Source organism: Pseudomonas sp. BP11-1-1 (assembly GCF_052112105.1).
Classification (GTDB): domain Bacteria; phylum Pseudomonadota; class Gammaproteobacteria; order Pseudomonadales; family Pseudomonadaceae; genus Aquipseudomonas; species Aquipseudomonas alvandae.
This window is the reverse complement of record NZ_JAUTYU010000002.1, coordinates 26,233-40,405: the sequence shown is the minus strand read 5'-3', so window position 1 is coordinate 40,405 and position 14,173 is coordinate 26,233. Positions and strand designations below refer to the sequence as shown.

Sequence of the window (14,173 nt, the reverse complement as noted above, 5' to 3'; positions counted from 1 at the left end):
CGTGGGGCCGGAGGACTGCATACTCTCTGGGTGGCAAATGCAGGAGACTCATCACCTCTACCCCATGTTGTCAACGCAGTTATTCCGCGACTCACCGTGAATACGACGAACAGGGTTGAGTAAAAAGCTCGAATTCGGATTTCCTTGCTGATCCAAACTGCGAAACCCATTTTGTCGCGACCATAAAAAACCCCCTGAATTCAGGGGGTTAGTTCAGTCAGTGGGCCAGGCGCCAACCGTCAGGTTGAGCGTCTGTGCCCGCGCGCGACGCCGTTATTCAACCGTTACCGATTTTGCCAGGTTACGCGGCTGGTCCACGTCGGTGCCCTTGAGCACAGCCACGTAGTAGGACAACAACTGCAGCGGGATCGTGTAAAGAATCGGCGAGAGGATGTCGTGGATATGTGGCATGTGCACCACATGGGTTCCCTCGCCATTGGTCATGCCCGCCTTCTCGTCCGCGAAAACCACCAATTGGCCACCACGGGCGCGCACTTCCTGCAGGTTGGACTTGAGCTTTTCCAACAGCTCGTTGTTCGGCGCCACGGTGACGACCGGCATGTCGTTATCCACAAGCGCGAGCGGGCCGTGCTTGAGTTCACCCGCCGGGTAGGCCTCGGCGTGAATGTAGGAGATTTCCTTGAGCTTCAACGCCCCTTCCATCGCCACTGGGAATTGCGCGCCACGGCCCAGGAACAGGGTGTGATTCTTCTCGGCGAACAGCTCGGCGATTTTCTCCACGGTGCTGTCCATCGCCAAGGCTTCGCCCAGGCGAGCCGGCAAGCGGCGCAATTCTTCTACCAGCTTGGCCTCGACGCCCTCCGCCAGCGTGCCGCGTACCTGGCCCAGGGACAGGGTCAGCAACAGCAGGCCCACCAATTGCGTGGTGAACGCCTTGGTCGACGCCACGCCAATCTCACGACCGGCCTGGGTCAGCAGCGTCAGGTCGGACTCACGCACCAGCGAGCTGATACCGACGTTGCAGATTGCGAGGCTGGCGAGGAAACCCAATTCCTTGGCGTTGCGCAGGGCAGCCAGGGTGTCGGCGGTTTCGCCGGACTGGGAAATGGTCACGAACAGGGTATCGGGCTGCACCACCACCTTGCGGTAGCGGAACTCACTGGCGACTTCGACCTGGCACGGGATACCCGCCAGTTCTTCGAGCCAGTAACGCGCGACCATGCCGGCGTGATAGCTGGTGCCGCAGGCAACGATCTGCACGTTGCGGACCTTGGCGAACAGCTCGGCAGCCTGCGGGCCGAAGGCCTGGACCAGCACTTGATCCTGGCTCAGGCGACCTTCGAGGGTGCGCTGCACAACGGCCGGCTGCTCATGGATTTCCTTGAGCATGTAATGGCGGAACTCGCCCTTGTCGGCGGCTTCGGCGCCGTCGCGGTACTGGACGGTTTCACGCTCGACGTTTTTGCCATTCAGGTCCCAGATCTGCACGCTGTCGCGGCGAATCTCGGCGATATCGCCTTCTTCCAGGTACATGAAGCGGTCAGTGACCTGGCGCAGCGCCAGTTGGTCGGAGGCCAGGAAGTTTTCGCCAAGGCCCAGGCCGATGACTAGCGGGCTGCCGCTGCGGGCCGCGACCAGGCGATCCGGTTGTCTGGCGCTGATCACCGCCAGGCCATAGGCGCCATGGAGTTCCTTGACCGTGGCCTTGAGCGCCACGGTCAGGTCCGCCAGATCCTTGAGCTTGTGGGTAAGCAAATGGGCGATGACTTCGGTGTCGGTGTCCGAGGTGAACACATAGCCGAGCGCCTTGAGCTGTTCGCGCAAGGCTTCATAATTCTCGATGATGCCGTTGTGCACCACCGCCAGGTCGCCGGAAAAATGCGGATGGGCGTTACGCTCGCACGGCGCGCCATGGGTGGCCCAGCGCGTGTGGGCGATGCCCAGGCGACCGATCAACGGCTCGGCATCCAACGCTCGTTCCAGCTCACTCACCTTGCCCGGACGACGCACACGTTCGAGCGTCTCATCATTGGTGAACACCGCCACGCCGGCACTGTCGTAGCCGCGATATTCGAGACGCTTGAGGCCTTCAAGCAGGATGGCCGTGATGTTGCGTTCAGCAACGGCGCCGACAATTCCACACATGCTATTTCTCCTGGCTGACAGACGCGCAGATGACATTGATGCCGCGGGCCTGGATCTGATCGCGTGCCTCCACGGGCAGGCGATCATCGGTAATTAAGGTATGGACGCTGCTCCACGGCAGTTCCAGATTGGGGATCTTGCGGCCGATCTTGTCGGCCTCCACCATCACGATCACTTCGCGCGCGACCTCAGCCATTACACGGCTCAGGCCCAGCAGTTCGTTGAAGGTGGTTGTGCCACGCGCCAGATCGATGCCGTCGGCACCGATGAACAACTGGTCGAAGTCATAGGAGCGCAGCACTTGCTCAGCGACTTGGCCTTGGAACGATTCCGAATGCGGATCCCAGGTGCCACCTGTCATCAACAGCACCGGCTCGTGCTCCAGTTCGCTCAAGGCGTTGGCGACATGCAGGGAATTGGTCATCACCACCAGCCCCGGCTGATTGCCAAGCTGAGGGATCATGGCGGCAGTGGTGCTGCCACTGTCGATGATGATGCGCGCATGCTCGCGGATCCGCTTGACCGCGGCCCGGGCGATGGCTTGTTTGTATTTGGACACGGTCTGGGCGCTATCGGCCACCAACTCCTGGGGCATCGGCACCGCGCCACCGTAGCGACGCAGCAGCAGGCCGTTGGTTTCCAGCGCGGCTAGATCCTTGCGAATCGTAACTTCGGAGGTTTCGAAGCGCTTGGCCAGTTCATCCACGCTGACTTCGCCCTGCTCCTGAAGCAAGGCGAGGATGTTGTGGCGACGCTGTGGTGTGTTGCGCTTTGACATGGCGGCTTAAGTTTCGATTCGAAAGATAACGTAAGCAATCAAAACCTATTGAAGCGATATCGTCAAGGCGCCCGGAGAAAAATTCAGAAATCCTCTCAGCACTGTGGGAGCGAGCTTGCTCGCGAAGGGGCCAGGTCAGGCAAAGCTGCTTTACCTGATACACCGCTATCGCGAGCAAGCTCGCTCCCACAGGAGGTTGTGGATAAGTTTAGGGTTTCTTGATCTTTTCCGGGCGCTTCCAGCCGTCGATGTTGCGCTGACGGGCGCGTCCGACTGCCAATTGGCCTTTATCCACATTTTGGGTCAAGGTCGAACCGGCTGCCGTGGTTGCACCGCTGGAGATATCCACAGGCGCCACCAGGGAGTTGTTGGAACCAATGAACACATCTTCACCCAAAACGGTTTTCCACTTGTTGGCGCCGTCGTAATTGCAAGTGATGGTCCCCGCGCCAATGTTGGTGCGGGCGCCGACTTCCGCGTCACCCAGGTAGGTCAGGTGGCCGGCCTTGGCGCCTTCGCCCAGGTGCGCATTCTTCAGCTCGACGAAGTTACCCACATGCGCCCGGGCTTCCAGCACGGTACCGGGACGCAGGCGGGCAAACGGACCAGCATCGCTGCCCTCTCCCATGACCGCGCCGTCAAGGTGGCTGTTGGCCTTGACCACCACGCCTTTGCGCAGGGTGCTGTCCTTGATGACGCAGTTCGGGCCGATGACCACGTCGTCTTCGATGACGACCTTGCCTTCGAGAATGACATTGATGTCGATGACCACGTCGCGTCCCGCGCTGACTTCACCACGTACGTCAAAACGGGACGGATCGCGCAGGGTCACACCTTGGGCCATCAGTCGACGGGCAGCACGCAATTGATAGTGGCGCTCCAGCTCGGCCAGTTGCCGGCGGTCATTGGCGCCTTGTACTTCCATGGCATCGAGCGGCTGCTCGGTGGCGACCACCAGTCCATCGGCAACGGCCATGGCGATCACATCGGTCAGGTAGTACTCGCCTTGGGCATTGTTGTTCGACAGGCGACTCATCCAGTCACCCAGCCGCTCAGCCGGCACGGCGAGAATCCCGGTGTTGCCTTCGGTGATGGCGCGCTGGGCTTCGTTGGCGTCCTTCTGCTCGACGATCGCCGTGACCTGGCCTTCTGCGTTGCGCACGATGCGGCCGTAGCCAGTCGGATCAACCAGCTCGACCGTCAACAGACCTAGCTGCCGTGGCGCGACATGCTTGAGCAAGCGCTGCAACGTTTCGACCTCGATCAGCGGCACGTCACCGTAGAGAATCAATACCGTGTCAGCCGTTATGAACGGTACAGCCTGGGCCACCGCATGGCCGGTGCCTAGTTGCTTGTCTTGCAGCACAAAATTCAGGTCATCCGCCGCCAGGCGCTCACGCACCGCATCGGCACCATGGCCGATCACCACATGGATGCGCTGTGGATCAAGTTGCCGCGCGCTGTGGATAACATGACCGAGCATGGAATTGCCGGCGACCGGATGCAACACCTTGGGCAGCGCCGAACGCATGCGGGTGCCCTGACCGGCCGCGAGAATAACGATTTCGAGAGACATGACTGGCTACCAATCCTGGGTGGTCAGCGGCTGCGACCAGATGATGAGTATCGGAAAAAGAAAAAGGGTAGCCGAGGCTACCCTTTTTAATCAATCGCACAGAAAGCAGACGGCTTAGCCGCCGAACTTCTTGCGGATCTGCTGGACGGTACGCAGCTGGGCTGCGGCCTCGGCCAGACGTGCGGCAGCAGAACCGTAATCGAAGTCCGCGCCTTTTTCATGCAGAGCCTTCTCGGCGGCCTTGACGGCCTCCTGAGCAGAGGCTTCGTCCAGGTCGGCAGCACGCTGCACGGTGTCGGCAAGAACCTTGACCATGTTCGGCTGAACCTCGAGGAAACCACCGGAGATGTAGAACACCTCCCTGTCCCCGCCCTGCTTGGTCAGAGTAATCGGACCTGGCTTCAAGCTGGTGATCAGCGGTGCGTGACCCAGGGCGATACCAAGATCACCCAGCTCACCGTGCGCAACCACAAACTCGACCAGACCGGAGAAGATTTCCCCTTCCGCACTGACGATATCGCAATGGACTGTCATAGCCATCTGATTGCCTCAACCTAAATTAGCGCCCGTTGCCGGGCGCCGGGATTACAGTTTCTTGGCTTTCTCGATCGCTTCTTCGATGCCGCCGACCATGTAGAACGCTTGTTCTGGCAGGTGGTCGTAGTCACCGTTGAGGATGCCTTTGAAGCCAGCAATGGTGTCTTTCAGGGAAACGTATTTACCCGAGGCACCGGTGAAGACTTCAGCCACGAAGAACGGCTGCGACAAGAAGCGCTGGATCTTACGAGCACGGTTTACCAACTGCTTGTCGGCTTCCGACAGCTCGTCCATACCCAGGATCGCGATGATGTCCTTCAGCTCTTTGTAGCGCTGCAGCACGTACTGGACGCCGCGAGCGGTGTCGTAGTGCTCCTGGCCGATCACGTTCGGGTCCAGCTGGCGCGAAGTCGAGTCCAGTGGGTCTACCGCTGGGTAGATACCCAGGGAAGCGATGTCACGGGACAGAACGACGGTGGCGTCCAAGTGGGCGAAGGTGGTCGCTGGCGACGGGTCGGTCAAGTCGTCCGCTGGTACGTATACCGCTTGGATCGAAGTGATCGAGCCTTGCTTGGTCGAAGTGATGCGCTCTTGCAGCACGCCCATCTCTTCAGCCAGGGTCGGCTGGTAACCTACTGCCGAAGGCATACGGCCCAGCAGTGCGGATACTTCGGTACCGGCCAGGGTGTAACGGTAGATGTTGTCGACGAACAGCAGAACGTCGTTACCTTCGTCACGGAACTTCTCGGCCATGGTCAGGCCGGTCAGGGCTACGCGCAGACGGTTTCCCGGCGGCTCGTTCATCTGGCCGTAGACCAGTGCCACTTTGTCCAGAACGTTGGAATCCTTCATCTCGTGGTAGAAGTCGTTACCCTCACGAGTACGCTCACCCACACCGGCGAACACGGAATAACCGCTGTGCTCGATGGCGATGTTACGGATCAGTTCCATCATGTTTACGGTCTTGCCAACACCGGCACCACCGAACAGACCGACTTTACCGCCCTTGGCGAACGGGCAAACCAGGTCGATAACCTTGATGCCAGTTTCCAGCAGCTCGTTGCCACCGGCCTGTTCAGCGAAGGTTGGCGCAGGACGGTGAATGCCCCAGCGCTCTTCGGTGTCGATCGGGCCAGCTTCGTCGATCGGGTTGCCCAGTACGTCCATGATCCGGCCCAGGGTCGCTTTACCGACCGGTACGGAGATGGCTGCGCCAGTGTTGTTGACGTCCAGACCGCGCTTCAAGCCTTCGGTGGAGCCCATCGCAATGGTACGAACCACGCCGTCGCCCAGCTGCTGCTGAACCTCCAGGGTGGTTTCGGCGCCTTGAACCTTCAAGGCGTCGTAGATGCTCGGTACGCTGTCGCGTGGGAATTCCACGTCGATAACGGCGCCGATGATTTGAACGATACGTCCGCTACTCATAGCTGGATCCTCTGAATATTTGAACCGTTAAACCGCGGCAGCGCCGCCGACGATTTCCGAGATCTCTTGGGTGATCGCAGCCTGACGCGCCTTGTTGTAGATCAGCTGCAAATCGCTGATCAAATCACCGGCGTTGTCGGTAGCGTTCTTCATCGCGATCATCCGCGCCGCTTGTTCAGCTGCGTTGTTCTCGACCACCGCCTGGTAGACCTGCGACTCCACGTAACGGACCATCAAGCCGTCGAGCAGCTCCTTGGCATCCGGTTCGTAGAGATAGTCCCAGTGGTGCTTGAGTTCCTGTTCCGGGGTCGCCACCAGTGGAATCAACTGCTCCACGGTCGGCTGTTGCGTCATGGTGTTGATGAACTTGTTGGATACCACGGACAGGCGGTCGATCCGGCCTTCCAGGTAAGCATCCAGCATCACCTTGACGCTGCCGATCAGATCATTGATCGACGGCTCTTCACCCAGGTGGCTGATAGCAGCGACGACGTTACCGCCGAAGTTGCGGAAGAAAGCCGCACCCTTGCTACCGACCACGCACAGATCGATCTCGACGCCTTGTTCGCGGTTTACCGCCATGTCCTTGACCAGGGCCTTGAACAGGTTGGTGTTCAAGCCACCGCACAGACCACGGTCACTGCTCACCACAACGTAACCGACGCGCTTGACGGCGCGGTCGATCATGAAAGGGTGGCGGTATTCCGGGTTGGCGTTGGCCAGATGACCAATCACCTGGCGGATGCGCTCCGCATAAGGACGGCTAGCAGCCATGCGCATTTGTGCCTTGCGCATTTTGCTGACCGCCACTTTTTCCATGGCGCTGGTAATCTTTTGCGTGCTTTTGATGCTCGCAATCTTACTGCGAATCTCTTTTGCGCCTGCCATGTAACACCTATCAGGTTAGCAAGCGGGAGCCTTGCGGCTCCCGCTGCGGCTTACCAGGTTTGGGTGGCCTTGAACTTCTCGATACCGGCTTTGAGGCCAGCGTCGATTTCGTCATTGAAGTCACCTTTAACGTTGATCTTCGCCATCAAATCGGCGTGATCGCGGTTGAAGAAAGCAATCAGCGCTTGTTCGAAGCTGCCGATCTTGGCGATTTCAATGTCAGTCAGGAACCCACGCTCAGCGGCATACAGCGACAGCGCCATGTCAGCGATCGACATCGGTGCGTATTGCTTCTGCTTCATCAGCTCGGTAACGCGCTGACCATGCTCAAGTTGCTTACGGGTCGCTTCGTCCAGGTCAGAAGCGAACTGGGCGAATGCCGCCAGTTCACGGTACTGGGCCAGGGCGGTACGGATACCACCGGACAGCTTCTTGATGATCTTGGTCTGAGCGGCACCACCCACACGGGATACCGAAACACCGGCGTTAACTGCAGGGCGGATGCCCGAGTTGAACATGGCCGATTCCAGGAAGATCTGACCGTCGGTGATGGAAATCACGTTGGTCGGAACGAACGCGGAAACGTCGCCAGCCTGGGTTTCGATGATCGGCAGGGCGGTCAGGGAACCGGTCTTGCCAGTCACGGCGCCGTTGGTGAACTTCTCTACGTACTCTTCCGAAACGCGGGATGCGCGCTCCAGCAGACGGGAGTGGAGATAGAACACGTCGCCTGGGTAGGCTTCACGGCCTGGTGGACGGCGCAGCAGCAGGGAAATCTGGCGGTAGGCCACTGCTTGCTTGGACAGATCGTCATAAACGATCAGCGCGTCTTCACCGCGGTCGCGGAAGTATTCGCCCATGGTGCAACCGGAGTACGGTGCCAGGAACTGCAGGGCAGCCGATTCGGAGGCGCTGGCGGCAACGATGATGGTGTTGGCCAGTGCACCGTTTTCTTCCAGCTTGCGAACCACGTTGGCGATGGTCGATTGCTTCTGACCGATTGCCACGTAGACGCAGAAGATACCGCTGTTCTTCTGGTTGATGATCGCGTCGATCGCCAGAGCGGTCTTACCGATCTGACGGTCACCGATGATCAGCTCACGCTGGCCACGGCCGACAGGGATCATGGCATCGACAGCCTTGTAGCCAGTCTGTACAGGCTGGTCTACCGACTTACGCCAGATCACGCCAGGAGCAACTTTCTCGACCGCATCGGTCTCGGTGTTGTTCAGCGGACCTTTGCCGTCAACTGGGTTACCCAGTGCGTCGACTACGCGACCCAGCAGTTCCTTACCGACTGGAACTTCGAGGATGCGGCCGGTGCACTTGGCGCTCATGCCTTCAGCCAGAGTCGTGTACGCGCCCAATACCACGGCACCTACAGAGTCTTGCTCCAGGTTGAGGGCCATACCGTAGACACCGCCCGGAAACTCGATCATCTCGCCGTACATGACGTCGGCCAGACCGTGAATCCGCACGATGCCGTCAGATACGCTGACGACAGTGCCTTCGTTACGGGCTTGGGAGGTCACATCGAGCTTTTCGATGCGGCCCTTGATAATTTCACTTATTTCGGAAGGATTGAGTTGCTGCATTGCTCTGCTGCCCCTTCAAACTCAAGATTTCAATGCTTCGGCAAGTTTCGCGATTTTGCCGCGAATCGAGCCATCGATAACCAGGTCGCCGGCGCGGATTACAACGCCCCCTATGAGGGACTTGTCTTCCTCGACTTGCAGGCGCACTTCCCGGTTGAGTCGTGCACTGAGAACCTTGGCGAGTTTGTCTTGCTGTTCTTGGTTCAATGCAAAAGCACTGGTCACTTCCACGTCTACCGACTTCTCTTGCTCGGCCTTGTACAGGTCGAACAGAGCGGCAATCTCCGGCAGAAGCGGGAGACGGTCGTTTTCGGCAACGACGTGAATGAAATTCTGTGCCTTGGCATCGAACTTGTCGCCGCACACGTCAATGAACGTGGCGGCCTTTTCTGCGCTCGTCAGTCGCGGGGCCTTGAGCACGCGCTGCATGGTGTCGTCTTGCGACACCGCTGCTGCCAGGCCGAGCATGGCTGACCAATTGGCCAGTTGCTGGTGGGCCTGAGCGTGCTCGAAGGCCGCCTTAGCGTAAGGTCGGGCCAACGTGGTCAGTTCTGCCATGATCGCCCTCGCTTAGATTTCAGCAGCCAGTTGGTTTACCAGCTCTGCGTGCGCGTTTTGATCGATTGTGGCACCCAGGATCTTCGAAGCACCGCCAACGGCCAGGCTACCCACTTGGGCACGCAGCGCGTCTTTGACACTGTTGAGTTCCTGTTCGATCTCGGCTTGAGCCTGAGCCTTCACACGGTCAGCTTCGACGCGAGCCTGTTCACGGGCTTCGTCGACAATCTGGGTACCGCGTTTCTTGGCTTGCTCGATGATTTCAGCTGCCTGAGCTTTCGCTTCGCGCAGTTGCTGACCCACTTTCTCATGGGCCAACTCCAGGTCGCGAGCTGCACGGCTGGCAGCGTCCAGACCATCAGCGATCTTCTTTTGACGTTCGTGCAATGCCGCAATGACCGGAGGCCATACGAACTTCATGCAGAACAGTACAAAAATCAGGAACGCAACGGACTGGCCAATCAGGGTCGCATTAATGTTCACGCCAACACCTCGCAGTTACGTTGTCCATCACACCAATCTACTCGAGACATCCGAGTAATTAGCCAGCGATTTGACCAACGAACGGGTTCGCAAAGGTGAAGAACAGAGCGATACCAACACCGATCATGGTTACGGCGTCGAGCAGACCGGCAACGATGAACATCTTGACTTGCAGCATTGGGACCATTTCTGGCTGACGCGCTGCGCCTTCCAGGAACTTGCCGCCCAGCAGGCCGAAACCAATTGCGGTACCCAGTGCGCCCAGGCCGATCAACAGTGCAACAGCGATAGCGGTTAGACCAACTACAGTTTCCATCTTTCCTCCCGACTTTTACGTCGTATGGTTTAGGTTTTTTAGATTTTAAAGCGGTAAAACAAATCGTTTCCCAGCCCGTACCGGGCTCCTTCCCGTGTGACCGGGAAGGACATCAGACTAGTCGAGACTGGCCTTAATGGTTTTCTTCGTGCGCCATCGACAGGTAGACGATGGTCAGCATCATGAAGATGAACGCCTGCAAGGTGATGATCAGGATGTGGAACACAGCCCACGCCCATTGCAGCACCACACCCAGGCCGCTGAGCCAGAGCAGGCCGCTGCCGAACATCACAGCGATCAGGATGAACACCAGCTCGCCGGCATACATGTTGCCGAACAGACGCAGTGCCAGAGAGATTGGCTTGGCGATCAGGGTCACGAATTCCAACAGGAAGTTCACCGGGATCAGCAGGGCCTGAACCAGGATGTTCTTGCTGCCGAACGGGTGCAGGGTCAGTTCGCCGATGAAACCGCCGATGCCCTTGACCTTGATGCTATAGAAAATGATCAGTGCGAAAACCGAGAACGCCATGCCCAGGGTCGCGTTCGGGTCGGTGGTCGACACGGCGCGGAACGGGATATGGTGGTCGCCGGAGATCAGGATGGCCAGCTGAGGAATCCAGTCGACCGGTACCAGGTCGACGGCGTTCATCAGGAACACCCAGACGAAGATGGTCAGTGCCAACGGTGCAATCACCGGGCTGCGGCCGTGGAAGCTGTCTTTCACGCTGCCATCGACGAATTCGACCAGGACTTCAACGAAGTTCTGCAGTGCACCTGGCTGACCGGAGGTCGCTTTCTTCGCCGCCATGCGGAAAAGGAAAACGAAGATCAGGCCCAGTGCGACCGACCAGCCGAGGGTATCGACGTGGAAAGCCCAGAAGCCCATTTCCTTGGCTTCTGCTGCGGAGTGGGCAAAACCCCAGCTGCCGTTAGGTAGCTGCCCGAAGGTCAGGTTCTGCAAGTGGTGCTGGATATAGCCCGAAGCGGTTGTTTCTGCCATGGTTGCCTCAAACGCCCTAAGGTCTCGAAAGTCTTGTTCTCATTAGCAGGGGAGCGAACCAGCTGACCATCTGGGTCAGCAGGAACACGCCGAATACCGCCAGCGGCGCCAGTGGCTTCACACCTGCGAACGTCAGTGCAAACAGCACTGCCGTCAAAATCAATTTCCCCGCCTCGCCAGCATAAAAAGACCGGACGATGGCTTGGGCTGCTCGGGCGCCGGAAAACCGAAAGGCCCTGTGAGCAAAGTAAATATTGGGAAGCAAGGCTATCAGGCCTCCGCAAAGACCCGAGTATCCGGCGACGACTCCTTTCCATTGCCAGAGCGCCAACGTGGCGATCAGTACAACGACAAACTGGGCCATCAAAACCGGGAAAACTGCCAGACGATGGAACGGCAAGCGGTTTGGCGTGCGTGTTTCCATCGCTTTTGCTCTCCAATGGTCGGCTGCCTGAATTCACTAACTTGGCATAATTTGTGCCGACAAAATGCGCGCAGAGTATAGGGGCGGTTCTGCCCCTATTCAACCTTCAGGTAGTGATTTCCGACTGCGCGCTACAAGGGCAATTGTTTCAGCGAATGTGTGCAAGGACACCTTGCAGCTCGTCGAGAGAGTTATAGCCGATCACCAACTGCCCCTTGCCCTTCTTTCCGTGGCGAATCTGCACCGCAGAGCCTAGGCGCTCGGCCAGGCGCTGTTCCAGGCGAGCGATATCCGGGTCAGGTTTTGGCGCCTCGACAGGGGTCGGTTTACCACTCAACCACTGACGGACCAGTGCCTCGGTTTGGCGCACGGTCAGACCGCGTGCGACAACATGTCGCGCCCCTTCAACTTGTTGATTTTCCGGCAAACCGAGCAATGCCCGGGCATGACCCATCTCCAGGTCGCCGTGGGACAGCATGGTCTTGATGACTTCAGGCAAGGCAATCAACCGCAACAGGTTGGCCACCGTCACCCGGGACTTGCCCACCGCTTCGGCCACTTGCTGCTGGGTCAGTTGGAATTCCTGCTGCAAGCGCTGCAGGGCCACGGCCTCTTCGACCGGGTTGAGGTCCTCGCGCTGGATGTTTTCGATCAGCGCCATGGCGATGGCCGCTTCGTCCGGCACATCGCGGACCATCGCCGGGATGGTTTCCTGGCCGGCCTGCTGGCTGGCGCGCCAGCGGCGTTCGCCGGCGATGATCTCGAAGCGGCCATTGGCGATCGGCCGGACCACGATCGGCTGCATCACGCCCTGGCTCTTGATCGACTGTGCCAGTTCTTCCAAAGCTTGCGGGTCCATGTCCCGACGTGGCTGGTACTTGCCACGCTGAATCAGGTCCAGCGGCAAATGTTGCAATTCGCGCTGATCCGTCTGCACGGCCTGCTCTTCCAGTGAACTGACGGTCGGACCGCTGAGCAGCGCATCCAGTCCACGTCCGAGACCTCGTTTCTTGACGGCCATGGGGTTTCCTTAAGTTGGCTGGGCTGCAGCGATGCGTGGTTGGCGGCGCTGACGGCGAACCATCTCGCCCGCCAGGGCCAGGTAGGCCAGCGCACCACGGGATTGTTTATCGTAGGCCAACGCCGGCATGCCGTAGCTCGGCGCTTCGGCCAGGCGAATGTTCCGCGGAATGACCGTGTCGTAGAGCTGCTCGCCGAAATGTTCCTTGAGCTGAGCCGATACGTCGTTCATCAGGCTGAGGCGCGGGTCATACATGGTCCGCAGCAACCCTTCGACTTTCAGCTCCGGGTTCAACAACTCGGCAATGCGCTTGATGTTATCCACAAGGTCGCTCAGCCCTTCGAGGGCAAAGTACTCGCACTGCATGGGGATAATCACCCCATCGGCGGCCACCAAGGCGTTGAGCGTCAGCATCGACAACGACGGCGGGCAGTCGATCAGGATGTAGTCGTAATTCTCGCGAACCGGCGCCAGCGCGCTGCGCAGGCGGCTTTCCTTCATCTGCATTTCCAGCAGCACCACTTCGGCCGCCGTCAGGTCGCGGTTGGCCGGCAGCAGTTGATAACCGCCATGCTCGGAGAAATGCATGGCCTGGCCCAGATCGCACTCGCCGATCAGGACATCGTATATGGAGTTTTCCAAGCCATGTTTATCCACACCGCTACCCATGGTGGCGTTGCCCTGTGGATCGAGATCGATCAACAGCACCCGACGCTTGGTCGCGACCAGGGATGCTGCGAGGTTGATACAGGTGGTGGTCTTGCCCACACCACCCTTCTGGTTCGCTATCGCGAATACCTTAGCCATTCTTGCTTGTGTTCCCAATCATGCCGTGCGGCGCAGTATCAGCAGATGGCGTTGGCCTTGGCAACCGGGTACGGTCAAGGCGTGTTCGCTATCGAGGTGGAAGTCTGCCGGCAATGCTACCAGCTCATCGGCCGGATGAACGCCCTTCATTGCCAGCCACCGCGTATTGGCATCGCCCAAGTGGCGAGTCCAATTGCTGAAGTTCTCCATGCTGCTGAACGCCCGGGAGATGATTCCGTTGAATGGCTCAGCCGGCTGGAACGCTTCGACGCGGCTGTGGATAACTTGCAGGTTATCCAGTTTGAGTTCGAGTTTGACCTGGGTCAGGAAGCGGGTCTTCTTGCCGTTGCTGTCCAGACAGGTCACTTTTGAGTCGGGAAACAGGATCGCCAACGGGATACCGGGCATGCCGCCGCCACTGCCGACGTCCAGCCAACGTCCGTTCTCGATGAAGGACATCACGCTGAGGCTGTCGAGCAAATGCCGCGAAACCATTTCATCCGGATCACGCACCGCGGTCAGGTTGTAGGCCTTGTTCCACTTGATCAACAGCGCCAGGTAACCCAGCAATTGAGCATGCTGGGCTTCGCTCAGGCTGACGCCGAGCTGACGGGCACCTGTGGATAACTCTTCAGCGTGTTGCGAGGTGACCATCG

15 protein-coding genes are annotated in these 14,173 nt (G+C 59.0%); all 15 read right to left on the bottom strand.

Annotated elements, in window-relative coordinates:
- Positions 1-273: 273 nt before the first annotated feature.
- Positions 274-2,106 (bottom strand): glutamine--fructose-6-phosphate transaminase (isomerizing), encoded by a 1,833-nt coding sequence (gene glmS, locus Q7C33_RS03800; RefSeq protein ID WP_407682869.1) that lies wholly within the window; start codon positions 2,104-2,106, stop codon positions 274-276.
- Between the two features lies 1 nt (position 2,107).
- Positions 2,108-2,884, bottom strand: a complete 777-nt coding sequence (locus Q7C33_RS03795; protein WP_030139037.1) for a DeoR/GlpR family DNA-binding transcription regulator — start codon at positions 2,882-2,884, stop codon at positions 2,108-2,110.
- 208 nt (positions 2,885-3,092) lie between these two features.
- A complete protein-coding gene (gene glmU / locus Q7C33_RS03790) occupies positions 3,093-4,460 on the bottom strand; it encodes a bifunctional UDP-N-acetylglucosamine diphosphorylase/glucosamine-1-phosphate N-acetyltransferase GlmU (RefSeq protein WP_217860717.1) in 1,368 nt (455 codons plus the stop codon).
- Positions 4,461-4,574: 114 nt separating this feature from the next.
- Positions 4,575-5,000: a F0F1 ATP synthase subunit epsilon gene (locus Q7C33_RS03785; RefSeq protein ID WP_030139035.1), complete on the bottom strand. Its 426-nt coding sequence runs from the start codon at positions 4,998-5,000 to the stop codon at positions 4,575-4,577.
- 45 nt (positions 5,001-5,045) lie between these two features.
- Positions 5,046-6,422, bottom strand: a complete 1,377-nt coding sequence (atpD, locus tag Q7C33_RS03780) for a F0F1 ATP synthase subunit beta (RefSeq protein WP_003187186.1) — start codon at positions 6,420-6,422, stop codon at positions 5,046-5,048.
- 27 nt (positions 6,423-6,449) lie between these two features.
- Entirely contained in the window at positions 6,450-7,310 is an 861-nt protein-coding gene (gene atpG, locus Q7C33_RS03775) for a F0F1 ATP synthase subunit gamma (protein ID WP_030139034.1), read from the bottom strand.
- A 50-nt stretch (positions 7,311-7,360) separates the two neighbouring features.
- The gene (gene atpA, locus Q7C33_RS03770; protein WP_024777788.1) at positions 7,361-8,905 is read right to left on the bottom strand and encodes a F0F1 ATP synthase subunit alpha; all 1,545 of its coding nucleotides are present in this window, start codon (positions 8,903-8,905) and stop codon (positions 7,361-7,363) included.
- A gap of 21 nt (positions 8,906-8,926) precedes the next feature.
- Positions 8,927-9,463 carry a F0F1 ATP synthase subunit delta gene (locus Q7C33_RS03765; RefSeq protein ID WP_003187192.1) on the bottom strand — a complete coding sequence of 179 codons (537 nt, stop codon included), beginning with the start codon at positions 9,461-9,463 and terminating at the stop codon, positions 8,927-8,929.
- A gap of 12 nt (positions 9,464-9,475) precedes the next feature.
- Positions 9,476-9,946, bottom strand: coding sequence for a F0F1 ATP synthase subunit B (locus tag Q7C33_RS03760; RefSeq protein WP_030139033.1), 471 nt, complete (start codon positions 9,944-9,946; stop codon positions 9,476-9,478).
- A gap of 58 nt (positions 9,947-10,004) precedes the next feature.
- Positions 10,005-10,262, bottom strand: a complete 258-nt coding sequence (atpE, locus tag Q7C33_RS03755) for a F0F1 ATP synthase subunit C (protein WP_003097235.1) — start codon at positions 10,260-10,262, stop codon at positions 10,005-10,007.
- A gap of 133 nt (positions 10,263-10,395) precedes the next feature.
- Entirely contained in the window at positions 10,396-11,265 is an 870-nt protein-coding gene (atpB, locus tag Q7C33_RS03750; protein ID WP_030139032.1) for a F0F1 ATP synthase subunit A, read from the bottom strand.
- Positions 11,266-11,281: 16 nt separating this feature from the next.
- Positions 11,282-11,689, bottom strand: coding sequence for a F0F1 ATP synthase subunit I (locus tag Q7C33_RS03745; protein ID WP_030139031.1), 408 nt, complete (start codon positions 11,687-11,689; stop codon positions 11,282-11,284).
- 148 nt (positions 11,690-11,837) lie between these two features.
- Positions 11,838-12,710 carry a ParB/RepB/Spo0J family partition protein gene (locus Q7C33_RS03740; RefSeq protein WP_030139030.1) on the bottom strand — a complete coding sequence of 291 codons (873 nt, stop codon included), beginning with the start codon at positions 12,708-12,710 and terminating at the stop codon, positions 11,838-11,840.
- Positions 12,711-12,719: 9 nt separating this feature from the next.
- Complete coding sequence (locus tag Q7C33_RS03735) at positions 12,720-13,517, bottom strand: ParA family protein (RefSeq protein ID WP_030139029.1); 798 nt, start codon at positions 13,515-13,517, stop codon at positions 12,720-12,722.
- A gap of 18 nt (positions 13,518-13,535) precedes the next feature.
- Positions 13,536-14,171 (bottom strand): 16S rRNA (guanine(527)-N(7))-methyltransferase RsmG, encoded by a 636-nt coding sequence (rsmG, locus tag Q7C33_RS03730; protein WP_187293307.1) that lies wholly within the window; start codon positions 14,169-14,171, stop codon positions 13,536-13,538.
- Positions 14,172-14,173: the final 2 nt, after the last annotated feature.

What these genes read in the sequence shown, in the direction of transcription:
- glmS (WP_407682869.1), bottom strand. Translation starts at nt 2,106, where the DNA reads ATGTGTGGAATTGTCGGCGCCGTTGCTGAACGCAACATCACGGCCATC.
- Q7C33_RS03795 (WP_030139037.1), bottom strand. Translation starts at nt 2,884, where the DNA reads ATGTCAAAGCGCAACACACCACAGCGTCGCCACAACATCCTCGCCTTG.
- glmU (WP_217860717.1), bottom strand. Translation starts at nt 4,460, where the DNA reads ATGTCTCTCGAAATCGTTATTCTCGCGGCCGGTCAGGGCACCCGCATG.
- Q7C33_RS03785 (WP_030139035.1), bottom strand. Translation starts at nt 5,000, where the DNA reads ATGGCTATGACAGTCCATTGCGATATCGTCAGTGCGGAAGGGGAAATC.
- atpD (WP_003187186.1), bottom strand. Translation starts at nt 6,422, where the DNA reads ATGAGTAGCGGACGTATCGTTCAAATCATCGGCGCCGTTATCGACGTG.
- atpG (WP_030139034.1), bottom strand. Translation starts at nt 7,310, where the DNA reads ATGGCAGGCGCAAAAGAGATTCGCAGTAAGATTGCGAGCATCAAAAGC.
- atpA (WP_024777788.1), bottom strand. Translation starts at nt 8,905, where the DNA reads ATGCAGCAACTCAATCCTTCCGAAATAAGTGAAATTATCAAGGGCCGC.
- Q7C33_RS03765 (WP_003187192.1), bottom strand. Translation starts at nt 9,463, where the DNA reads ATGGCAGAACTGACCACGTTGGCCCGACCTTACGCTAAGGCGGCCTTC.
- atpE (WP_003097235.1), bottom strand. Translation starts at nt 10,262, where the DNA reads ATGGAAACTGTAGTTGGTCTAACCGCTATCGCTGTTGCACTGTTGATC.
- atpB (WP_030139032.1), bottom strand. Translation starts at nt 11,265, where the DNA reads ATGGCAGAAACAACCGCTTCGGGCTATATCCAGCACCACTTGCAGAAC.
- Q7C33_RS03745 (WP_030139031.1), bottom strand. Translation starts at nt 11,689, where the DNA reads ATGGAAACACGCACGCCAAACCGCTTGCCGTTCCATCGTCTGGCAGTT.
- Q7C33_RS03740 (WP_030139030.1), bottom strand. Translation starts at nt 12,710, where the DNA reads ATGGCCGTCAAGAAACGAGGTCTCGGACGTGGACTGGATGCGCTGCTC.
- Q7C33_RS03735 (WP_030139029.1), bottom strand. Translation starts at nt 13,517, where the DNA reads ATGGCTAAGGTATTCGCGATAGCGAACCAGAAGGGTGGTGTGGGCAAG.
- rsmG (WP_187293307.1), bottom strand. Translation starts at nt 14,171, where the DNA reads ATGGTCACCTCGCAACACGCTGAAGAGTTATCCACAGGTGCCCGTCAG.